Origin of the sequence: Campylobacter sp. RM19072, assembly GCF_024723485.1 — a bacterium.
In the GTDB taxonomy this organism is placed as follows: Bacteria; Campylobacterota; Campylobacteria; order Campylobacterales; family Campylobacteraceae; genus Campylobacter; species Campylobacter porcelli.
The window spans coordinates 46,051-68,032 of the sequence record NZ_JANQCU010000009.1 but is presented as its reverse complement, the minus strand read 5'-3'; the positions used below and the strand labels follow the sequence as shown (position 1 = coordinate 68,032).

Annotated in this window: 27 protein-coding genes; 13 read left to right on the top strand and 14 right to left on the bottom strand. The window is 33.4% G+C overall.

Annotation, left to right across the window (positions count from 1 at the left end; all coding sequences use genetic code 11):
* Positions 1 to 353 precede the first annotated feature (353 nt).
* Positions 354 to 1,118, top strand: coding sequence for a CgeB family protein (locus tag CSUIS19072_RS05825; protein ID WP_236845372.1), 765 nt, complete (start codon positions 354 to 356; stop codon positions 1,116 to 1,118).
* Between the two features lie 120 nt (positions 1,119 to 1,238).
* On the opposite strand, the gene CSUIS19072_RS05820 is transcribed toward CSUIS19072_RS05825, so the two are convergent.
* The 14 genes from CSUIS19072_RS05820 to CSUIS19072_RS05755 all read right to left on the bottom strand — a co-directional run bounded on the left by CSUIS19072_RS05820 (position 1,239) and on the right by CSUIS19072_RS05755 (position 12,806).
* Positions 1,239 to 1,928 carry a class I SAM-dependent methyltransferase gene (locus CSUIS19072_RS05820; protein WP_086293541.1) on the bottom strand — a complete coding sequence of 230 codons (690 nt, stop codon included), beginning with the start codon at positions 1,926 to 1,928 and terminating at the stop codon, positions 1,239 to 1,241.
* Between the two features lie 42 nt (positions 1,929 to 1,970).
* Positions 1,971 to 2,705 carry an oxidoreductase gene (locus CSUIS19072_RS05815; RefSeq protein WP_086293543.1) on the bottom strand — a complete coding sequence of 245 codons (735 nt, stop codon included), beginning with the start codon at positions 2,703 to 2,705 and terminating at the stop codon, positions 1,971 to 1,973.
* Positions 2,698 to 3,399 (bottom strand): acylneuraminate cytidylyltransferase family protein, encoded by a 702-nt coding sequence (locus CSUIS19072_RS05810; RefSeq protein ID WP_086293546.1) that lies wholly within the window; start codon positions 3,397 to 3,399, stop codon positions 2,698 to 2,700. The genes CSUIS19072_RS05815 and CSUIS19072_RS05810 overlap by 8 nt, the downstream gene beginning before the upstream one ends.
* Positions 3,396 to 4,289 carry a Gfo/Idh/MocA family protein gene (locus CSUIS19072_RS05805; protein ID WP_086293548.1) on the bottom strand — a complete coding sequence of 298 codons (894 nt, stop codon included), beginning with the start codon at positions 4,287 to 4,289 and terminating at the stop codon, positions 3,396 to 3,398. The genes CSUIS19072_RS05810 and CSUIS19072_RS05805 overlap by 4 nt, the downstream gene beginning before the upstream one ends.
* On the bottom strand, positions 4,286 to 5,371 hold the full coding sequence (locus CSUIS19072_RS05800) for a nucleotidyltransferase family protein (protein ID WP_236847925.1): 1,086 nt from the start codon (positions 5,369 to 5,371) through the stop codon (positions 4,286 to 4,288). The genes CSUIS19072_RS05805 and CSUIS19072_RS05800 overlap by 4 nt, the downstream gene beginning before the upstream one ends.
* Positions 5,368 to 6,516: a UDP-N-acetylglucosamine 2-epimerase gene (gene neuC, locus CSUIS19072_RS05795; RefSeq protein WP_086293550.1), complete on the bottom strand. Its 1,149-nt coding sequence runs from the start codon at positions 6,514 to 6,516 to the stop codon at positions 5,368 to 5,370. The genes CSUIS19072_RS05800 and neuC overlap by 4 nt, the downstream gene beginning before the upstream one ends.
* Positions 6,513 to 7,511 carry an N-acetylneuraminate synthase gene (neuB, locus tag CSUIS19072_RS05790; protein ID WP_086293584.1) on the bottom strand — a complete coding sequence of 333 codons (999 nt, stop codon included), beginning with the start codon at positions 7,509 to 7,511 and terminating at the stop codon, positions 6,513 to 6,515. Before neuB ends, neuC begins: the two co-directional genes overlap by 4 nt.
* A 4-nt stretch (positions 7,512 to 7,515) precedes the next feature.
* Positions 7,516 to 8,523, bottom strand: coding sequence for a pseudaminic acid synthase (pseI, locus tag CSUIS19072_RS05785; protein ID WP_086293586.1), 1,008 nt, complete (start codon positions 8,521 to 8,523; stop codon positions 7,516 to 7,518).
* A gap of 121 nt (positions 8,524 to 8,644) precedes the next feature.
* On the bottom strand, positions 8,645 to 9,304 hold the full coding sequence (locus tag CSUIS19072_RS05780) for an energy transducer TonB (protein WP_086237874.1): 660 nt from the start codon (positions 9,302 to 9,304) through the stop codon (positions 8,645 to 8,647).
* Positions 9,301 to 9,687, bottom strand: a complete 387-nt coding sequence (gene exbD / locus CSUIS19072_RS05775; protein ID WP_086237875.1) for a TonB system transport protein ExbD — start codon at positions 9,685 to 9,687, stop codon at positions 9,301 to 9,303. Before exbD ends, CSUIS19072_RS05780 begins: the two co-directional genes overlap by 4 nt.
* Positions 9,684 to 10,109 carry a TonB-system energizer ExbB gene (gene exbB, locus CSUIS19072_RS05770; protein WP_086237876.1) on the bottom strand — a complete coding sequence of 142 codons (426 nt, stop codon included), beginning with the start codon at positions 10,107 to 10,109 and terminating at the stop codon, positions 9,684 to 9,686. Before exbB ends, exbD begins: the two co-directional genes overlap by 4 nt.
* A gap of 470 nt (positions 10,110 to 10,579) precedes the next feature.
* Positions 10,580 to 11,377 carry a sugar phosphate isomerase/epimerase family protein gene (locus tag CSUIS19072_RS05765; protein ID WP_086237877.1) on the bottom strand — a complete coding sequence of 266 codons (798 nt, stop codon included), beginning with the start codon at positions 11,375 to 11,377 and terminating at the stop codon, positions 10,580 to 10,582.
* Entirely contained in the window at positions 11,367 to 12,038 is a 672-nt protein-coding gene (pseF, locus tag CSUIS19072_RS05760) for a pseudaminic acid cytidylyltransferase (protein ID WP_086237878.1), read from the bottom strand. The genes CSUIS19072_RS05765 and pseF overlap by 11 nt, the downstream gene beginning before the upstream one ends.
* Before the next feature lie 27 nt (positions 12,039 to 12,065).
* Positions 12,066 to 12,806 (bottom strand): hypothetical protein, encoded by a 741-nt coding sequence (locus CSUIS19072_RS05755; protein ID WP_086293552.1) that lies wholly within the window; start codon positions 12,804 to 12,806, stop codon positions 12,066 to 12,068.
* A gap of 395 nt (positions 12,807 to 13,201) precedes the next feature.
* Between CSUIS19072_RS05755 and CSUIS19072_RS05750 the strand changes: the two genes are divergently transcribed.
* The 12 genes from CSUIS19072_RS05750 (at position 13,202) to CSUIS19072_RS05695 (ending at position 21,977) form a co-directional block, all read left to right on the top strand.
* The gene (locus CSUIS19072_RS05750; RefSeq protein WP_086237880.1) at positions 13,202 to 14,230 is read left to right on the top strand and encodes a cytochrome-c peroxidase; all 1,029 of its coding nucleotides are present in this window, start codon (positions 13,202 to 13,204) and stop codon (positions 14,228 to 14,230) included.
* A 151-nt stretch (positions 14,231 to 14,381) separates the two neighbouring features.
* On the top strand, positions 14,382 to 15,092 hold the full coding sequence (locus tag CSUIS19072_RS05745; RefSeq protein WP_086237881.1) for a DUF4198 domain-containing protein: 711 nt from the start codon (positions 14,382 to 14,384) through the stop codon (positions 15,090 to 15,092).
* Positions 15,092 to 15,544, top strand: a complete 453-nt coding sequence (locus CSUIS19072_RS05740; RefSeq protein WP_086237882.1) for a hypothetical protein — start codon at positions 15,092 to 15,094, stop codon at positions 15,542 to 15,544. The genes CSUIS19072_RS05745 and CSUIS19072_RS05740 overlap by 1 nt, the downstream gene beginning before the upstream one ends.
* Positions 15,545 to 15,706: 162 nt before the next feature.
* Positions 15,707 to 16,015, top strand: a complete 309-nt coding sequence (gene rplU / locus CSUIS19072_RS05735) for a 50S ribosomal protein L21 (protein ID WP_086237883.1) — start codon at positions 15,707 to 15,709, stop codon at positions 16,013 to 16,015.
* Positions 16,016 to 16,025: 10 nt separating this feature from the next.
* Positions 16,026 to 16,283: a 50S ribosomal protein L27 gene (rpmA, locus tag CSUIS19072_RS05730; RefSeq protein WP_038455086.1), complete on the top strand. Its 258-nt coding sequence runs from the start codon at positions 16,026 to 16,028 to the stop codon at positions 16,281 to 16,283.
* Positions 16,284 to 16,354: 71 nt separating this feature from the next.
* On the top strand, positions 16,355 to 17,392 hold the full coding sequence (obgE, locus tag CSUIS19072_RS05725; protein WP_086242546.1) for a GTPase ObgE: 1,038 nt from the start codon (positions 16,355 to 16,357) through the stop codon (positions 17,390 to 17,392).
* Positions 17,393 to 17,580: 188 nt separating this feature from the next.
* On the top strand, positions 17,581 to 18,345 hold the full coding sequence (gene proB, locus CSUIS19072_RS05720; protein WP_086237886.1) for a glutamate 5-kinase: 765 nt from the start codon (positions 17,581 to 17,583) through the stop codon (positions 18,343 to 18,345).
* Complete coding sequence (fmt, locus tag CSUIS19072_RS05715; RefSeq protein WP_086293554.1) at positions 18,342 to 19,256, top strand: methionyl-tRNA formyltransferase; 915 nt, start codon at positions 18,342 to 18,344, stop codon at positions 19,254 to 19,256. Before proB ends, fmt begins: the two co-directional genes overlap by 4 nt.
* Positions 19,216 to 19,869, top strand: coding sequence for a biotin--[acetyl-CoA-carboxylase] ligase (locus CSUIS19072_RS05710; protein ID WP_236845304.1), 654 nt, complete (start codon positions 19,216 to 19,218; stop codon positions 19,867 to 19,869). Before fmt ends, CSUIS19072_RS05710 begins: the two co-directional genes overlap by 41 nt.
* Positions 19,866 to 20,648 (top strand): ParA family protein, encoded by a 783-nt coding sequence (locus tag CSUIS19072_RS05705; RefSeq protein WP_086237889.1) that lies wholly within the window; start codon positions 19,866 to 19,868, stop codon positions 20,646 to 20,648. The genes CSUIS19072_RS05710 and CSUIS19072_RS05705 overlap by 4 nt, the downstream gene beginning before the upstream one ends.
* A 3-nt stretch (positions 20,649 to 20,651) precedes the next feature.
* Positions 20,652 to 21,491 (top strand): ParB/RepB/Spo0J family partition protein, encoded by an 840-nt coding sequence (locus CSUIS19072_RS05700; protein ID WP_086293556.1) that lies wholly within the window; start codon positions 20,652 to 20,654, stop codon positions 21,489 to 21,491.
* 63 nt (positions 21,492 to 21,554) lie between these two features.
* Entirely contained in the window at positions 21,555 to 21,977 is a 423-nt protein-coding gene (locus tag CSUIS19072_RS05695; RefSeq protein ID WP_086237891.1) for a FoF1 ATP synthase subunit B', read from the top strand.
* Positions 21,978 to 21,982: the final 5 nt, after the last annotated feature.

Genomic DNA, 21,982 nt, shown 5'->3' with positions numbered 1-21,982 from the left:
TTTTGTTAAATAATTAGATATAATAAACCATAGTATTAACTGTTTAAATTTAGACTATAAATTGGATTTTTATGAAAATAGCTTTAATTGCCGATAAGTTTACTATGAGTTCTTTGATGGCAGAGGATAATATTAGCGTAACCAATATAACAAAATATAATTATAAAAATGTACTTCGACAGTGGAAGCCAGATATTTTATTTGTAGAGTCTGCCTGGAATGGTTATAATGATTTATGGAAATATAAAATAGCCTCATATTCCAATTCCTTAAAATACAATAAGATACAATTACGATTTATTCTAAACTATATTAAAAAAAGAATAGTGCGCAATAATAAGCAGTTAAAGGCGGTGGTACAATATGCTAAAGATTTAAAAATTTCTACTGTTTTTTGGAATAAAGAAGATGGAGTGCATTTTGATAGATTTATAGATAGTGCAAAATTATTTGATCATATTTTTACTGTAGATCAAAATTGCATTCCAAAATATAGGGCTGTTGTAGATAGTAATGTTGCTGTTAATACTTTAATATTTGCAGTTCAATCTAAGTTTCATAATTTCTCTGGATTTGAATATAAATTCAAAAAAGCAAATTTTGTAGGAAGCTATTCTACTCATATACATGATAAACGGAGATATTGGCAAGATATGATGTTTAAGCTATCATCTCAAATATTAGGTCTAGATATTTATGATAGAAATTCAGAAAGAAAATCTGATATGTATAGATACCCAAATATCTATTGTGCCAATATTTTTCCATCTATAGAATATCATAAAACTGCAGATGTCTATAAAAACTATTTAGTATCTTTAAATGTAAATACTATTGAGAATTCTCCTACTATGTTTTCAAGGAGATTAATTGAGATATTAGCATGTGGCAGAATAGTAGTTACTAATGATACACCGGCTATTAAAAATTACTTTAAGGATTATCTATACTCTTTTAGAGATGAATATGAATTAGAGGATATATTGTATAAGATTAATAAATTTGGTATGGATAAAATTACTAAGGATAAGTTAAAATCTGCAGCAGAATATATAGCCAATAATCATACTTGGTCGCATAGAATTGAGTATATAAAAGAGATTGTTGGTATAAAATAATATTAATATATTTTGTATAAGTTTAATGTTTGAAGCTCTATATCTCAAAATAAATCAGTATTAATTATTTTATCTGCTTATGTAAAAGCATCAACCTAGGATAGACCTAGGGTTATTGTATTATTTTTTACCGATAAATATAAAATGTCGTGAGCTACCTTCAAAATTGTATAGATTAATTGGTGTGTAATCTCCCCAATAAAGTGGCTCAAATAGCTTAAAATCATCTTTTAACTGCTCTATATCATCAGTAAATCTTATATATGAGTTTTCACTCATTCTTCCTGTTGGAGTTCCTTGGATATGGGTCAGGCCATTTGAGAGTGGTTTGGATTTTTGATACATATCATAGCATTCACTAGCCATCATAGTTGCAAAGATTATAGCATCATCATTGCAAAGTTCATAAAGCTCTTTTAAAGTGGTATTAAAATCATTTTTAGTAAGATAATATAAGCTTTGATTAGCAAATATAAAATCCATTTTTTGACTAAATAGATGAGAAAATGAGCTATTAGGCTCGATGATGTGAAAATTCTCTTGGCAAATTAGCGGGTCGTTATGCCAAATTTGCTTTAAGCTTGGCACAATATCTATGCCAAATGGCCTTATACCCCCCCCTGAACGCTTAGCAAAATATTTAGAATGAACCCCATTACCACAACCAAAATCTAATAGATTTCCACTAGTTTTATTAAGAGCGAAATTTAAAATTCTCTCATAAAATCTAATCACATGCCCATCTGGAAAATGCAGCCCATAGCCTTGTTTGTCATACTTTGTGATGTATGCTGATAGTGAATTGTCCATTTTTCTCCTTTTAAATTTGTTTAATTATAGCTAAATTTAACTCTATAAGCAAAAGCCATCATCAATTATGATATTTTGTCCGTTTATAAACTGACTATAATCACTAAGCAAAAATATCAAAGCTCCGCAAATATCGCTAGGATCGAGCATTCCCTTGCTTAGGCAGACATCTTTATATTGTTTTAAGAATATCTCATTTTGATTATCCAAAATTCCCCCTGGGCTTATACAATTGACCCTAATGTTGCTCCCTTTTAAGTATTTAGCTAGGTAGCGGCTTAGGTGTAATACCCCAGCTTTAATAGCGCTATAAGCTACTGGTGAGCTCATTTGTGTGCCTTCATATGTTTGGAATTTAGGAGCTACCACGCCTTGTATAGATGATAGTGTGATTATATTGCCATAACCTTGAGTTTTAAAGTATTTAGCAAATCTTTGCATTACCAAAAATGCCCCGCCAAGCTGGAGATTTGTATTGATACAAAAATCATCATAATCCACATCAAAAAAGTGATTTGAAAAGCTTTTGGTTCTAGGATAGGCTGAATTTACCACAGCATCTATCTTGCCATATTTTTGACTAACTTGCTCTATTAGGCCATCAAGCGAGTTTTGCTTAGTTATATCTGTGTTTATAAATTCGCATTTTTGCTCTATATTTGGCTTTGTTAAATCAGCATTGATCACTATAGCGTGATTTTTGATGGTGGAATTTATAAAAGCTTTACCGATTAATCCTGAGCCTCCAATGATGATAACTACCTTATCTTTAAGCATTTTGACTCCTTAAAATATGCTCTACAATCATAAAATCCAGCTCATCATCTATATCAATGCTGCGATTTTGTGGCATTATATATAGGCCAGTTTTTGGTATAAATAGAGTATCGGTTGTTAATAGAATTTGAGATTTCCATATATAGATTGAGGCGTTCATATCGTAGGTTTGGGGTGCGTCTTGTCTGCGTAGTATCGCCTTTGGTAGTGGTTTGCTTAAATTTATTGAGCCATCGCTTTGTCTTTCTATAAGGTTAAAGTATGGGCTGCGGCGACTAGGTGTGGCTGTGATTAAAATATCATTATCATCATCTATAAACTGCTTAAAAGCTGCTTTGATATCACTAGCTAATCTAAGTGGCGAAGTGGCATCAAGGTCTATTATATAAGGAAATTCACGCTTATAATGCTCTTGCGATCTAATGAGCGCATCACGGATAGCAGGGATCTTCCCAGCGTTATCACTAGCTAGATTTTCATTTCGCTTGAAAAATACTTCACCGCCATAATTTTGAGCCACACTAGCTATCTCATCGCTATCTGTGCTGATAACTATGTGATCAAATAGTCCACACTCTCTAGCTTGATTTATCGTGTGAGCAATTAGCGCAAGACCAGCAATTTGGCGGATATTTTTATTCTTAACTCCCTTGCTACCGCCCCTAGCACAGATGGTACATAGTATTTTACTCATATATTTTCCTTTTGAATTTGATCTATTAATCTCATTGTATTTAGGGCTTCACTTAATTTACATATATATTTTTGCTCGCCCAAAGCATCGGCGTGCATAGCCATAAATAGAGCATTTCTATCTAAATTTGGCTCATTGATTAGCGTGGTTAATCCATCTTTATTAGTGATTTTAAGCTCATTTGCTATAAGATCAAGATGATAGCTATTATCATTTGTTTCAACGAAAATTTGGCGATTAGGCATTTTGCTTAGGTAGTTTAGGCTAATATTGATTAAAGCACCATTAGAGCGAGCTAATATCATTGATATATCATCGCTTGTGATATTTAAATTTGATATTTTGGCTTGGATAGCTTTGATGAGTTTTAGGCTTGTATCAGATAAAAAACTTATATAGTCAATCTCATGACTAAGATCTAATAAAACCCCACCGCCACGCTCTTTATCAGCGCTATATGATTTGGTGTAATCCATTTTACGCCAAGTTGGCAGGTATTGGCCGCAACGAGCTTCGATAGATAGAATTTTTTGATTTTTTAACATATCTTTAAGTTTTAATATTAAAGGGTGAAATCTAAGATTATAACCGATTAAAATTTGATTATTTGGGCTAAAATTTTGGAATTTATCAAATAATGGTTTCTCGCAAAGTATGATTTTGCCACGCACTTTTGAATCAATGTAGCTTAAATGCTTATAGTGTAAATGCGTAGCAGAAGCGATGATGAAGTAGTCATAAGAGTTTAAATCCACTTGATTTAGATCTTTATAAATTTTAATATTTTCTAAATTTTGCGATGATACGGCATCAGCTTTGAAGCCCATTTGATTTAAGACTTCATAGTGCCTACGGCCGATTGAGCCCATAGAGATGATGAGCGCTCTCATGAGAAAAACTCATTATAAATTTCATTTGCGGTATTATACTCCTCGATTCTACCTATATCTAGCCACTTTTCGCTAATTGGATAGGCCTTTGGGTTAAGGCCTTTAGCGGCTAGTTGATTAAATAGATCTGGCATATCAAGATAGCTATTTTTATCTATTAAATCCAAAATTTGTGGCTTTAGCATATATATTCCAGCACTTACATGAAATTTGGATTTTGGCTTTTCTGTGATGGATTTTATGGTGTTATCATCTAAATTTACAACCCCATAAGGCACTTGCATCTCATACTCTCGCACGCACATTGTGGCTATGGATTTATGAGCGTTGTGATAGTCGTGAAGCTTGCTAAAATCAGCGTTAGTTAGCAGATCAGCATTCATCACGAAAAACTCATCTTGTGGTCTATCAATAAGGCTTAAAGCCCCAGCCGTTCCTAGCCGTTTGCTCTCGTGAATGTAGCTGATATTTATACCAAATTTATCCCCATTGCCAAAATACTCTTTGATAATCTCTGAGCGGTAATTAACGCATATTGTAAAATTTAGGTATCCATAAGAAGTAAAGCTTTCGATTATGGTTTGTAAAATGGGCTTTGGCCCTACATGGAGCATTGGCTTTGGGATTTTGCTAGTAAGTGGGCGAAGTCTCATACCAAGTCCGCCTGCCATCAATACCACTTGATTTGGCTTTGTTTTGTTTGATTCATAGATATTTTTGATCGCTATTGCTATGCCATTTTGATCTATAATTGGTATGTAGCGGATATTTTTGGCTTTTGCTTTTGTTAGGATAGAAGCTGGGATTATGGGGGAATTTGAGATGATCGGCGTGCGGTAGTATAGGCTCTCAATGCTACTAGTAAGCTCCATTGAATTTAGTAGTCCACGCCTGATATCTCCATCGCTTATCGTGCCTAGGAGCGCTCCATTTTCATCTACGACCAAAGCCATTTGTAAAGCACCATTGTTTATTATCTTTAATGCCTCTTTGATCGTGCTATTTGGGCTTAGTTTTATAGAGTTTATATCCATAATATACCCTTTTTGCTCATAGGGCAATACCCCCCCCCAATTTTTCATATTATATCCTTGAATTTTTTCACTCTTATATCTTTTAAATTTATATTTTTTAGCACTTTTATTATCGCTTTGCTAGGTTTGGAGTTGCCATATGGATTTTGCTTTTTTTGGATAATTTTTTGGAATTTTGAAGTGTAGGCTAGTTTTATCGCTTTTAAAATTTGAGATTTTATAGGCTTAGTATCGATCACGCTTAAAGCCTTTAATCTACCATCTTGCCTAGAGCCTACATTTATAGTTGCCACGCCTAAACTTGGGGCTTCTAAAAGACCGCTTGAGCTATTGCCTAAGATTATATCTACATATTTTAAAGCACTTAAATACCTTAAGCTACCCAAAGAGGCAAAGGCGATGGAGTTTGGGTGGGATTTGACATACTCATCTATCATTTTATTTATAGCCATTCCACCAGCATCGCTATTGGCTTTAGTAAAGATGATATTTGTATCCTTTAGCTCACTTAGGGCTTTTAAAATCTCTTTAAAGTCATCTTGACTATCTTTTTTTGTAGTGAGTGGATGGTATGTAACTAAGATATTTTTCTTATTTAATTTAAATTTGATTGAGTCTTGAAATTTTCTTTTGCTTAAAAGCTTTAATCTTTTGATATTTTCAATCCCCATTCCACCGACATTAAATATAAATTTAGGATCCTCTCCTAGCTGAGCCACCCTTTTAGCATACTCTTTGGCTGCGGTAAAATGGATATTTGCCATCTTAGTAATGCTATGTCTAAACGCCTCATCTATCGCTCCAACACTTAGCTCACCACCATGAATATGAGCTATAGGAATTCCAAGCACCAAAGCAGCCGCCGCAGCACAAAATATCTCATATCTATCACCTAAAACAACCACAATATCAGGGCTAAGATCACTTAAGGCTTTGCCAATTTTGCTAATAGCTTCACCCATTGATTTACACACGCCAAGAGCGTCATTGGAGAAATTTAATATATCTACTTTTTTATCGATATTAAACTCATTTTGAATTTCTAAATATGTATTGCCATATTCGCTTCTTAGATGGCTACCTGTAACTACTAGCTGAAGTCTTAGACTATCACTAATGCTAAGCTCACTAATAAGCCAATATAATAGCCCATACTCAGCCCTAGAGCCTGTAATTACACAAATTTTTCTCATATTATCTCATCTTTTTTATAATCTTTTTTAGCTATTTGCCCTATGACTTTATCCCATTTCATCGGACTTATGCCAATTAGAAGGCTTCTTTTGGTGGTGATATTTTGCTCATTTAAAATTTCCCCCTTAATAATATCACGCTTTGCTACTATGGATTTTCTAACGATATTGATATTTTCAATCTCGCTTGGGCTTGGACGCTTGATACCATCACCTAAAGAGGCCTCCATAGCCCTAATCCCATCTACCATCATTTTTAGCTCATTTGGCTCTAAACTAGCTTTGTGATCTGGGCCATTTTGAGTTTTATCAAGTGTGAAGTGCTTCTCTATCACGCTAGCGCCAAGGGCAACAGCCCCAATAGGCACATAAATCCCCAAAGTGTGATCGCTATAGCCAAATTTAACCCCAAATTCCGCCCCAATGCTATTCATCGCTTTTAAATTCACATCACAAAATGGGGTTGGATACTGCGTATTGGCGTGTAAAATCGTGATATTTTCTAGCTTTGTATATTGCGTAAGAATGCTTAAAGCATCGCCTATTTCACTCATTGTCGCCATACCAGTTGAGAGAATTATCGGTTTTTGAAATTTAGCTATGGTGCGAAGTAGGGGTAAATTTGTAATCTCCCCACTTGGAATTTTAAAACTCTTAATCCCAAGCTCATAGAGCATATTAGCTGAGTCTATATCAAAAGGTGTAGATAAAAAGTCAATCCCAAGGCTTTTAGCGTGTGAGATTAGCTCAACATGGTCATCATAGCTTAGCTCAAGGGCTTTTAGCATATCATATTGACTTTGGTTGGCATTTGTAGTTTGCTTTTGATAACTAGCTTTTAAAGCCGTTTTACTAGCTAAATTCTCAGCCTTAAAAGTTTGAAATTTCACCGCATCTGCTCCAGCCCTGTAAGCCTCATCTATCAAGGCTTTAGCGATATCTAAACTGCCATTGTGATTTACCCCTGCTTCAGCTATTATATATACTTTTTGCATAGTTTTACTCAAAATCGCTAAATTCTAAAGGCTTGGCAAATTTAAGATCTTTTGTGGCTCTTTTGCCTATTACTTCATCATAATATTTAGGGTGTAAGCCTTGAGCTGGGCGAATGGAGCGTATATTTTGTGGGGTTAAAATTTCCCCTTTTTTAATATCTTTTGTTACAAAAAGCGATCTAGCATATTTGCGATTTTTCTCATCAAAGCTATAATCTACCTTGCCTAGAGCCTTATAGGCATTTTTGACTGCTTTTGCCATGGCGCTAAACTCATCATAATTAAGAGAAAATCCGCTATCTTCACCGCCTAAGGCTCTATCAAGTGTGAAGTGCTTCTCTATCACACTAGCCCCAAGGGCAACAGCGCAAATTGGCACCTCTAGGCTCATTGAGTGATCACTTAGACCGACTTTAACGCCAAGTGGGCTAAATCTAGCTACCATATCAGCTATGGTGGCAATATTCATATCCTCTATCTTAGCTGGATAATCAGAAGTGCATTTAAGAATGGTTATATCATTGTTTCCGACACTTTTACAAGCTTCAATTGCCTCATAAATTTCTTCAATTTCAGATACCCCAGTTGAGATAATCATAGGCTTTTTATGCTTTGCTGCGTAGCGAATAAGCGGATAATCCATCGCTTCAAATGAGGCTATTTTATACCTACTTACATTGATACTTTCTAAAAAATCAACAGCACTAAAATCAAATGGAGTGCTAAAAAACTCAATCCCAATCTCATCAGCATAAGCCTTAAGCTCGGCTTGCCACTGCCATGGCGTATAAGCCTTTTGATATAGCTCATACAGGCTTTGACCAGCCCAAAGCTCATCATCTCTAGTCATAAAAATTTCATCTTTAGAATCAATTGTGATTGTGTCGGCGGTATAGGTTTGAATTTTTATAGCATCAGCACCTGCATCTTTAGCGGCTTTTATAATTTTTAAGGCTAAATTTTTATCTCCGCAGTGGTTAGCTGACATCTCAGCTATGACAAATGGGCTCATAATAACTCCAAATTTAATTTTATAGATTTTACCCAAAAAATCCAAAATTATAAATATATAAGCCAAAATAATACCAAATTTAGATGATATTTGGCTATTTTGGATTGAAATTTAGGTGGATTTATGATATTTTATAGACTAGGGGAATTTGAATTTCTATAGTTTTGTCATTTTTAGGGAAATTTTTTGATGCGGCCATGATGGTCGCTAATGCCGCTTCATTTAGTATCTTATGCGGTGATGGCTTTATGATTTTAACCCCTTTTAGCTCCATATCTTTAGTCCATATAAACTTAACTAAAACCTCTCCTTGTTGCCTTAATTTTTTAGCCATTCTAGGGTATCTATGCTCTTTATCAATTGCTGATTTTATCGCTGCTAATATAGGATCTTTTGTCGCATTTGAGATATTAAAGCTCTGCATTTTTTCAGGCTTAGAAGTAGCCGCTACCTCTGTAGGCTTATCTAGTGGCTTTGATATTTTAGTTGGTTCTAGCTTAGGTATTGGTTTTATTTTATCTTTTGGTTTTGGTTTATGTCTTGGTTTTTTGATGATTGGCTCTGCTGGTGGCGTGATTGGCTCTAGTTTATCTAGTGGCTGCGGTATGGGTGCTGGTTTAGCAGCTATTTGGATTATTTGGTTTAGGGATATGCTTTTATCTATGTTAATAGATGGGGTAATGGGCTTTATGAAATTTAATCCAAACCAAATAAAGGGGATAAATAGCATAGTTGTAAGGCAAAATGATTGAGTTTTGCTAGATTGTAAAATAGAAGTCATTGTATTTTCTCCGTGATAATTGAGAAATTTTCGTGATTATTTATCTTTAATATATCTAGAATTTTGACAAAACTATCAAATTTAGCCTCTTTATCGCTTTTTAGCTCCACTATAGTATCTTTTGGAGTTATAGATATTTTGCTATTTAGCTCATCAATGCTAATTTGATTATCATTAAGATAAAATATATCATTTTGATCTATAATAATGGTTATTTTATCTTTAGATTCAAGCGGTTTGGCTGAGCTTGCACTTGGTAAATCTACCTTGATTTTGCCACTTGCGATAAATGTTGAGATACTTAAAACCATCGCTAAGACAACTAGCATAATATCAATAAATGGGATTATATTTAACCCTTCGTTTTTAGGTAGTTTTATCAAGATTCTATCCTATTTTCATATTTGCTAGATATTAAATTTACAGCTCGTAAAAGGTAGTTATAAGCTATCAAGCTAGGAATTGCGACCAATAGTCCAAGAGCCGTTGCTTTAAGTGCTAATGATAAGCCCAAAACCACGCTTTTAACATCAATTGTAGCTGAAATACTCATATCATAAAAGCTAATCATAATTCCAATTACAGTGCCTAAAAGCCCTACATATGGGGCGTTGGAGTAGATTATATATAGAGTTGTAAGATTGTAGCTTAGGGCGTTATCTAGCTGGGTTTGATTTGCATAGTCATCTATATGCACTTTGTGCAAAAACAAAATACGCTCAATAACACACCAACACGCCACAAAAGCCATAATCCCAAGCGTGGCAAATATTATATGATCTATATACTCTTTTAAAAATTCCATTTAAATCTCCAATTTTTTTGATAATTATACTCAAAATAACTTTAAATTAATATTATAAAAATAGGAGATTTAAGCGATAAGATATATAAAAAATATTAAAAATTTTCTTTAATTATTTAATAATTATTATCAAATATTTACTACTTCTAAATTTAATATCATTGCTTAATAGCTACCAAATCACTATTTAATCGCATCTCTAGCAACTTTTAATATAATAAAAATTATAAAGAGCGGATTATTTTAATAAATTTTGATAATATGAAATTAACCAAGGAGTATTTAAAATCTTATGAGCCTTTTACAAGCAGAGCAACACATATGAGTATGGACTTTAAAAGATGGAGCGACATTATGGTTTGAATAGATATTTTAAATCAAATTCAAACTTTTGTATAATTTCTCCATAAAAGGAGATATTATGTATTTAAGAATTGTATTTATCGTAATTATACTACTTTGTATCATTGCTATAACGCCTTGTCATTAAAATTCGCAATAATATTTTTTAAATAGTTTGAATCTTTGATGAAATCATCTAAATTCTCTTTACTATCTTTGATTGTCTCAATGGCTAAAAACTCCCCACCAACCAAAAGAGATAAAACCCTATCAAGCTCGATATTACCATCCCCAAAATGTAAATGAGCATCAAATTTAGACTCCACATTATTATCGCTAATATGATAAATTCTAGGCTTTAGCTCGTTTAATTTAGCGATATAATCATATGGATTTAACCCTTGAAAATTCGCACTACAAAGCGCATGTCCCGCATCAAGACAAAAATCACACCCAACTTCATCTAAAATACGCTTAATACTATCAAAATCCGCCCCAACGCAAAAGGCAGTTCCACCCTCCATTGGCACGATATATGGTTTATTTTCTATAGCAAATTTGAGATCTTTTATCATTTTCATCTGCCTTATACTCTCTAAAAGCTCTCCACCAATACCTGGATGAAATATCGTATATAGGGCTTCAAGCTCATTACTATATATCTTGACCTCTTCGCATAAATTTAAATTATAATTAAGCTTATTAGGATTAGAAAAATCAAGCCCACTACTAAAATGCGGAGCGTGAATGGCAAATTTAACCCCACAATTCCTAGCTAGGCTCTTCCACTTTGCTATCATATCAAGGCTATTTGGCACAGCGTAAAGCTCGATATAATCATATACTCCACGCTCAAATAGCTCTTTGGCTGGTGATATATAATTCTCATTTAAACTCCAAAGTTTTAAGCCGATTTTATAACTCATTTTTAACCTTAAATTTGATTTGTGCCATATTCCAATCCTCCATTGTATCAATATCTTGAGCTAGGGATTCATCTATTATGTATGGCATGATATTATCGCTATTAATATTTGAAGTTTTATGGAAATAAAACATACCCGCATCGTGATACATAGGCTCTAAATCCTGACTTCTTTTTAAAGCATTTTGTGGCTCATTATAGCGTAAAAAGCCATCTACAATTTTAAATGCCCTTTGGATAGGAAAGCTAAATTTAACCACTGGAGTAAGCCCATCAGCACCGCTAGATATAAACTTATCATACGCATCACGCAAAATATCCCCATTTAAAAATGGCACACAAGGATAGACGCAGCATATCACGCTTGGATTTTTGCCAAGACTTCTATACTTATCAACCACCTCTATTAAGACATCATTTGTAGTGGCGTAATCATCTGAGTTTTTAATCGATCTCATAAATGGCACTTTAGCACCAAGATTTTTGGCTATACTTGCTATCTCATCATCATCTGTTGAGACCATAATCTCATCGAAGATATTTGCTTTTATACAAGCATCTATGGCATAAGCTATCATTGGCTTACCCATAAATTCCTTAATATTCTTGCGTGGAATTCGCTTTGAGCCGCCTCGTGCGGTAATTATGGCTAGATTTTTCATTTTCTTTCTTTTATATAAATTTTTGATTTATAGCCCTAAATCTTTTTCATCTATTAGCGTAGGCACGCCACGCACAGCACCAGTAGCATAAATTTTATCTACTTGAGATTTAAATTGGCTCACCCTTTTATCGCTGATATTTTGTGGCTCTTTTGCATCAGGCAAGAAGTATTTTCTTAATATTGCGATCTTGCTTGCGTCATCTTTAGCATCTTTAACTTCATCTAAGATAGCGATTGATTTTTTAATAGCTGGTATCCCATGCGATGCTACCGGTGCTAGAATAACTTTTAAATTTGAGTTTTTAAGTTTATTTTCTATTAATTCTAAATCTTGACGACAATATGGACAATCAGGATCGGTAAATAGATATTTAACTTCTTTATCTTTATCATTTCCAAGAGTGATAATGCTATCTTTTGGCAGTGATTTTATCACTTTTCCAAGAGATTTACTAGCCTCTTTTAGAGCGATTTTATTTTGTTCGTTTTCAAAATTTGCCAGATAACTAAACCTATTTTTGACATCTATAATATCAGGAAAAATATATTCTCCATCGCTATAAAGTGCCGTATAAACGCTATTTTTTTCATCGCTCATTTTAATTTTGATCTCTTCGTAATTTGTATTTGGTAGATTTTTGCGTGATTCAATAGAGTATTTTAAATTGCTATTGCCGCCTTTGACAATCTCTAAAATTTCAGACTCGCTTAAAGCACCAAATAGCAAACTAGAGCTTAAAACCGATGTTATGGCTATCTTTTTCATTGTGATATATCCTTATATAAAATTGATAATAATTATATGGTTAAATTTTAAATAAAAATCAACAATTTTTAGCATAATTTTTTAAGAATTAACTCTTCATAATGTGAAATTTTATTACTTTTTGTAACACTTATTTAAAATTTTTTTGGAATTTTTATATAAAATTTTATTATAAATTTAACTATTTATATTAATCATATTTTCGTTTAAATAGCTTTTAAACCCCATTCTATCATTTAAAAAAGATTAAAATTATCTTAAATAAAATAAGTAAATTTTATATTTAATAAAAATAATTGTAAATGAGTGATTTTATCAAGTTAAAAAATTTATTTTTTATTTACTTTCAATTACTATATTACTCATCGCAAACTAAATTTTGTAAGGAGTTTTTTATGAAAGGTACATTACTTTTAGGTTCTGTATTAGTTGCTACATCTGTATTTGCAGCTAGCGATGCTGATCTTTTAAAAGCTGCTAAGGATGCTGGTTTAAGAGCGCTTCCAACTACACAAGCACAAGTTGATGAGTTGCTAAAAGAGATAGGTGTAAAGCCAAATAAATTTAGCGAAGCAAAAGCTGAACTTGGTAAAAAGCTATATTTTGAACCACGCCTATCAAAAAGCGGTATAATCAGCTGTAATACATGCCACAACCTAGGTCTAGGTGGAACTGATGGTATTGCTGCTGCTGTAGGCCACAAATGGACGATAAATCCGCATCATCTAAATAGCCCAACAGTTTATAACTCTGTGCTAAATACAACTCAATTTTGGGATGGTCGTGCTATGACTTTAGTAGATCAAGCCAAAGGTCCTATCGAGGCTGAACCAGAGATGGCAACTCCAGCTAAATTAGCCGTAGAGAGAATTAGCTCACTTCCTGAATATCAAGCTGAATTTAAAAAAATATACAAAGATGGTATAACATTTGATAATATAGCTGATGCGATTGCAAGTTTTGAAAGAACCCTTCTTACTCCATCTAAATTTGATAAATTTATGAATGGCAACTTAAAAGCTCTAAATAAAGCTGAAAAACAAGGCTTACAAACTTTCATTGATAAAGGCTGTGTTACTTGTCATACTGGCGTAAATCTAGGTGGCTCTATGCAAGCATTTGAAGTAGCTGGTAAATATAAATTTGCTAATGTTGGCGACTTTAAAGGTGATGCAAATGGTATGGTTAAAACTCCTACTTTAAGAAATGTAACAGAGACTGCTCCATACTTCCACAATGGTGCTATTTGGAAGCTTGAAGAGGCTGTAAAAGAGATGGGAAGCGTCCAATTGGGTATAGAAATTAGCGATGCTGAAGCAAAAAGCATTATTACTTTCTTAAATGCTCTAACAGGCGAAAAACCAAAAGTTATCTATCCACAATTCCCAGCAAGCACAGAAGCTACTCCAAAACCAGAGCTATAAATAATTCATTCGCTCCATATTTTGGAGCGAATCATATAAATTTACCTCTTATTATTAAAATTTTGTAATTTAATTAATTTTTTAATATATAAACAATTAAGTTTATTATAGATATAATCAAAATCACTTTAATATTTTAGGAGAATTTACCATGTATAAAAAACTATTTTTGGCTACAGTTATGAGCGTTGCTACAACACTTTGTGCTCATCAGGTTGTTACTCAAAATGTAGGCACAAATAAATTTGAAGTAAAATTTTGGGCTCACGGAGATTTCTCTCCATATAAATCAAATCAGCTAATAGATGCTAAAGCATATGATGAGAGCTTAAAAGAGATTAAAACTGGTATTAATTATCATTTTGGAGAAAATAAAACTCCAGAAGTACTTACCGCTGCAAAGCCAGCTATAATAGCAAGTGCATTTGATGCTGGATACTGGGTGGAAAGTGATAAAGGCGGAGACTTTATAGATGGTGGAAAAAACTCAGTAAAAGGCGTAGTATTTTCAACTTCTAGGAGTGTTAAATTAGGTAAAACATATTTTTCATGGAATCAAAATTTAGTATCCCCAATTGGGTTAAAATTAGAAGTTATAGCTTTAAGCAATCCATTTAAATTAAAAATTGGAGATTATCTTCCTGTGCTTGTATTAAAAAATGGAGAGCCTATAGAGGGTATTGGTTTTGAAGTTGGCAAAGAGAAGAGCAAGAGTGTTACGAATAAATTTGGCATAGCTCAAATCGAGATAAAAGAAAAAGGACTAAATGTAATTGCAGCTATAGATAGCGAACAAGAGTTAAATGATCCAAATGCAAATACCTTGCTTTTACAAAGTTCTATATCCTTTGAGTTAAAATAATGAAATTTATATTATTAATATTTCTATGTGTTATTTTTGGCTTTGCCCACGGTGTTAGTTATACTGTTAATGATGGTAAAGCCATCATAATATCAGCAAATTTTACTCAAAATACTCCAGTTGCGTATGGTAAAATAGATATTTATGAAGGTGATTCGGCTATAGCCTTACTTCATGGTCAAACTGATTCTTATGGCAAATTTGCATTTTTACCACCAAAATCTGGGATTTATCGTATAGAACTTACTGCTTTTAGTGATCATGGCGAACATAAGAGTGAGTTTAGTGTGACTGTGAATGATGATTTTAGTGTGGAAAAATACGATGAATTAGCTTATGTAAAATATCAAGGAGTATTAAGCGTTATAGGGGTTTTGTTTGGCATATTTGGAATTTTAGTATTGGTAAAACATAGAAAATTTAAAAAATTAGATAAAGTTAATATTTCTTGATTAACCAATGAGTAGGTTTTGATTTTAAAATTATTTTTCAGCTTGAATTTATATAGTTTAAAGTATAATCACGCCTTACAACCAAATAAGCCCCATAAATTTCTTTAGCAAATTTAGCCTAAGAATGCTTATTGGTCTTACCAAAATATAAAGGATAGTTTGATGTATGCAATTATCAAACACGGCTCAAAACAGTATAAAGTTAGTGAAGGCGACTTCCTAAATTTAGATCATTTTGAAGCTGAAGCAAAGTCAATTGTTGAAATCACTGAGGTTTTAGCAGTTAATGATGGCAATTTAAAGGTAGGTGCGCCGTTTGTAAGTGGTGCAAAAGTTGTTTTAGAAGTAGTATGCGAAGGTAAAGATAAAAAAGTTGTTATCTATAAAAAACGCAGAAGAAAAGACTCAAAATTAAAACGCGGTTTTAGAAGAGAATATACTCGCGTAAAAGTTACAAGTATCAAAGCCTAAGGAGTAAAGTATGGCACACAAAAAAGGTCAAGGCTCAACCCAAAATAACCGTGATAGTATCGGTCGTCGTTTAGGTGTTAAAAAATTTGGTGGCGAGTTCGTAAGAGCTGGAAATATCATCATTCGCCAAAGAGGCACTGCTACTCATCCAGGCAATAATGTAGGTATGGGTAAAGATCACACTATATTTGCATTAGTTGATGGCTTTGTAAAATTTGAAAGAAAAGATAAAGATAGAAAAAAAGTTTCTGTCTATCCAGCCGCATAATTTAAGCCCCAAATTTGGGGCTTTTCTTTTTAATTTTCTTCTTATTAACCTTGAAATAAAGGGATATTCAAATGTTTATAGATAGCGTAAATTTTAGCGTAAGTAGTGGCAAAGGTGGTGCTGGATGTGCTAGTTTTCGCCGTGAAAAGCATGTTTTATTAGGTGGGCCAGATGGTGGCGATGGCGGAAATGGTGGAGATGTATATTTCATAGTTGATAATAATACCCACACACTAGCTAATTATAAGGGCAAAAGGGCTTTAAAAGCTCAAAACGGTCAGCCTGGACTTCCTAGAAATATGAGTGGTAAAAAGGGGCAAAGCCTTGAATTAATCGTTCCACCTGGGACTATTGTCTATGATAATGATAGTGGCGAGATGTTGCTAGATTTAACAACGCAAGGTCAAAAAGAGCTATTTTTGGTAGGTGGAAAGGGCGGACTTGGAAATGTTCATTTTAAAACAAGCGTAAATCAAGCTCCGACAAAGGCTCAGCCAGGACTTGCAGGTCAGATGAGAAATATCCGCTTAGAGCTAAAGCTAATAGCCGATGTTGGTTTAGTAGGATTTCCAAATGTAGGCAAATCTACGCTAATCTCAACCATATCAAATGCAAAACCGCAAGTAGCAAATTATGAATTTACCACCCTTACTCCAAAGCTAGGTCTTGTAGAAGTTGATGAATTTAATGGATTTGTGATGGCTGATATACCAGGGATTATAGAGGGTGCTAGCGATGGTAGAGGGCTTGGGATACAATTTTTAAAGCATATTGAAAGAACAAAAATTTTGCTTTATATGATAGATTTAGCAAATTATCGCTCACTCAAAGAGCAGTTTGAAACCCTAAGAGCTGAAATAGAGAAATTCTCACCACTTCTAGCTAAAAAAAGCTACGCCATAGCCTTGACAAGGGCTGATGTGGCCTACGATATTGATGAGAAAATTCAAGATTTTATGAGTGAGTTTGGCTTTATGGCTAAGCAAGATGGCTATAAAATCGATATTTCTCTTCCATATTTTGTAATGCCAATTTCAAGTGTGAGTAATGAGAATATAAAAGAGCTTAAATTTAGGCTTTTAGAGATGCTTAATTTGAAATTTAGTTAATTTTATTCTAAAAAATAGTAGTGATAAATTTGTTTTAGTAAATTTTTGTATTGTTTATTTTGTAAAGAATTATAAAATATGATATTTTGGTATAAAAGCGGTATTTACTGCTTTTATTCTCTAACCAAATTTTTAAGCCAAAAATAGTATAATCACGAAATTTATTTTTGAATTTAAGGCAATAATTGATGAAAAGAGTGGTTATAAAAGTAGGCTCCCATGTCTTAAGCGATGAGGGCTCAATCAATCAAAATAGGATAGATAATCTTTGCCAATTTCTAAGTGATTTGAGTGATAAATTTGAGGTAATACTAGTTAGTAGCGGTGCAATTAGTGCTGGTCAAGCTAAATTTAATCTACCAAGAACAAGTGTTGTAAATAAGCAAATTTTGTCTAGTTTAGGGCAGCCATACCTAATGGAAATTTACTCTAAATCGCTATCAAAATATGGTAAAATGGCGGCTCAAATTTTGCTTACTGCTGGGGATTTTGACTCTAGAAAGATTACAAATCATGCCAAAAATGTCATCAATGGCTTGCTTGAAAATAAAATTTTACCAATTATAAATGAGAATGACTCCACAGGGATTAGTGAGATAGTTTATGGCGATAATGATAGGCTCTCAAGTGCGGTGGCGTATTATTTTGACGCTGATTTATTGGTGATATTAAGCGATATAGATGGATATTATACAGCCGATCCAAGCATGGATAAGAGTGCGACAATTCGCCAAGTTGTAAATAATATAGATGAATCAGAGCTAATCAAAATTTCTCAAACAGGCTCAAAGCACGGCACCGGCGGGATAACCACAAAGCTTTTAGCGGCTGATTTTTTGATGAAAAATGGAAAAGATATGTTTTTAGCTAGTGGATTTGATCTTAGCGTAGCTAGGGAATTTCTTTTAAATTCAAATCAAATTGGTGGGACAATTTTTAAGGCAAAAATATGAAAAATATCGTTTTTATGGGAACCCCAAGTTATGCTAGTAGAATTTTAAATGAAATTTATAAAGCTAGATTTAATATCCTTGCTATTTATACTCAACCAGATAAGCCAGTTGGTAGAAGTGGGAGCTTAACTCCGCCAGATGTGAAAAAATTGGCTATAAATTTAGGGCTTGATAGCGTAGTTTATCAGCCAAATTCGCTTAGAGATGATGGGGTAAAAGAGCATATTGAGTCGCTAAAGCCAGATTTTATAGTTGTAGCAGCTTATGGGCAGATTTTGCCAAAAGAAATTTTAGATATTTCTCCTTGTATAAACCTTCACGCTTCTTTACTCCCAGCTTATCGTGGTGCCTCGCCTATACAATCAGCAATTTTAAACAGGCAAAGCCTAAGTGGCGTAACGGCTATGAAGATGGATATAGGGCTTGATAGTGGGGATATTTTGGCCTATAGTATTCTTGATATAGGGCAGATGAACTCATATGAATTGTTTGAAAAATTAAGCGATATGGCAGCAAATTTAACTATTAAAGTATTAAATGAGTATGATAATATCAAGCCAATTAGCCAGTTTAATGCCCTTAGCTCGAAGTGTAAAAAGATCAAAAAAGATGATGGATTAGTAAATTTAGAGGTTGAAACTGCTAGTGAGATTTGGGCAAAATTTTTAGCATATTATGGTTGGCCAGGAATTTTTACTAAAGATGGAGTTAAGATTTTAGATATGGAAATTTCTAGCTTAAGTGGTGAAGTTGGCGAAATTTTAAGCTTAAATGATGATGGATTTGTGCTTGGGGTAAATGGCGGTAGCATATTTATCAAGACTTTACAAGCTGCTAGTAAGAAGCCAGTGGATGCAAGAAGCTATTTAAATGGTAAAAGGATTGGTCTTGGAGATAGAGTATCTTTGTGAGTGTGAATCTACTCAAACTTATTTAATTGATGGGATAAAATCGCTTAAAATATCTCCACCATATGCTATTGTAGCAGATAGACAAAGCCAAGGTATAGGCAGTAGGGCAAATAGCTGGGAGAGTCCAAAGGGCAATTTATATCTAAGTTTTGCTATAGATGAGAGTGAGCTTGTAGATGATCTAGAGCCTGCATCAGCTAGTATATATTTTGCTTTTATTTTAGTTTTAGCCCTAAGGGATAGAGGCTCAAAGCTTTGGCTAAAATGGCCAAATGATATTTACCTTGGTAGTCGCAAAATAGCAGGTATCATCACTACTAAGATTAATAGTATCTATATATGCGGTATAGGTTTAAATTTAAAATACTCTCCACACTACGCAGATTGCCTAGATATAGCACTTGATAGAGATGATATAATAGATTTATACTTTAAATTTTTAAGTGCCAAGCCAAAATGGAAGCAAATTTTTAGCAAATATTTGGTAGAATTTGAGTTATCAAAGAGTTTTTACATACATTTAGATGATAAGCAAGTAAGCTTAAGTGAGGCCAAGCTACAAAGTGATGGCTCAATAATAATAAATGATAAAAAGGTATATTCAGCAAGATGAGTGAGATTATAACCATTGCTAATCAAAAAGGCGGAGTAGGTAAAACTACTACTGCTGTGAATTTGGCGGCTTCTTTGGCTGTAGCCGAAAAGAGAGTTTTGCTACTTGATATTGACCCACAAGCCAATGCGACAACTGGCTTGGGATTTAAAAGAAGTGATTATGAGTTTAATATCTACCATGTATTAACAGGTAGAAAAAATATCAATGATATAATATTAAAAACAGAGCTAAAAATGCTTGACATAGCCCCATCAAATATTGGTTTAGTAGGGATTGAGCAAGAATTTAGCGAACAAAATAGAGATTATAAAACCATATTAAAAAATAAGCTTGCCGCAATCCGTGATAGCTATGATTATATAATAATTGATAGCCCGCCAACTCTTGGGATTTTGACTATTAATGCACTTACTGCAAGTGATAGCGTTATTATCCCAATTCAGTGTGAATTCTACGCTATGGAGGGCTTAGCTCAAATTTTTAACACCGTAAAAGTAATAAAAGAGACGATAAATCCAAAGCTAACGATAAAAGGATTTTTGCCTACAATGTATAGCGCGCAAAATAATCTCTCTAAGGAGACTGTGGCTGATCTTAAAAAGCACTTTAGAAATAAATTATTTAAGGCTGAAAATTGCGAAGATGGGTTTGTCATTATCCCTAGAAATGTCAAATTAGCCGAGAGCCCAAGCTTTGGTAAGCCAGTGATTTTGTATGATATTAAATCAAGTGGCTCACAAGCTTATCAAAATTTAGCTCACTCTATAATGGGGTAGATTATGGCACTTGGTAGGGGACTAGATTCTATTTTAGGTGATGTGGAACAGGCGTATAATAAGGAGTTAAATAAAGAGTTAGTAGCTGAGATTGATATTGATAAAATCAAGCCAAATCCATTTCAGCCTAGAAAAAACTTTAGCGATGAAGCCTTAAAAGAGCTTAGCCAAAGCATTGAAAGACATGGATTAATACAGCCTATAATTGTTATTAGAAAGGGTGATGATTTTACGCTAATTGCTGGGGAGAGACGCCTAAGGGCTAGCAAGTTACTTGGACTTAGCAAGATTAAGGCAATTGTAGCTAGTATTGCAGATAAAAATTTAAGAGAATTAGCACTAATTGAGAATATCCAAAGAGAAAATCTAAGCCCAATAGAGTTAGCCAACTCATATCAAGAGCTAATTAATGATTATAAAATTACTCAAGAGGCACTTTCAACTATAGTTAAAAAGAGCCGAACGCAAATTACAAATACTCTTAGACTTTTAGGGCTTGATGAATATACAAAAAAATTGATAGATGATGGCAAAATCACTCAAGGTCACGCTAAGATAATGGTAGGCCTTAATAGCGATAATCAAAAGCTAGTTGCTGATACTATCATGGGACAAAAATTAAGCGTAAGAGATACTGAAAATTTAGTAAAACGACTAAAAACAACCACCCAAAACAAAAAGATAAAAAGCGATTTAAAAGATGTAGAAAATTTAAATTTACTCAAAGATTTAATAGAAAATTTTGGTATAAAATGTAAGATAAATGGTCAAAAATTGATATTAAATTTAAATGATAGTAAAAAAATAGATAATATGATAAAAATAATTCAAAAAATTCAGTAGAATTTATTTTTTAATATTGTAAAATATCGGACTAGTTTTAATGAAATTACATAAGGAGAAGTGATGCTACAGATAGATCCGCCGTTGTTGCTGATTACTTTAGTAATCTTTTTAGGGCTTATCTTTGTGCTAAATTCTATTCTCTACAAGCCATTGCTTGGTTTCATTGATGATAGAAATAGATCTATCAAAAATGATGAAGAGAGCGTTAGTAAAAATGCTAGCGATGTTGGAAATTATGAAGCTCAGATAGATAAGATACTAAATGACGCTAGGGCAGAAGCACAAGCCAAAAAGCATGCTGCTTTAAGCGAAGCTAAAGAGAAAGCTGCTACAAAAATCGCCATCAAAAAAGAGAGCTTAGAAGCTGATTATAATAGCTTTATAGCAGGATTGATTGATAGAAAGGCTGAGTTAAAATCAAATTTAACTACCAAAATACCAGAGTTAAAAAGTGCCCTTGCTGGTTCTTTATCAAAAATATAGGAGTT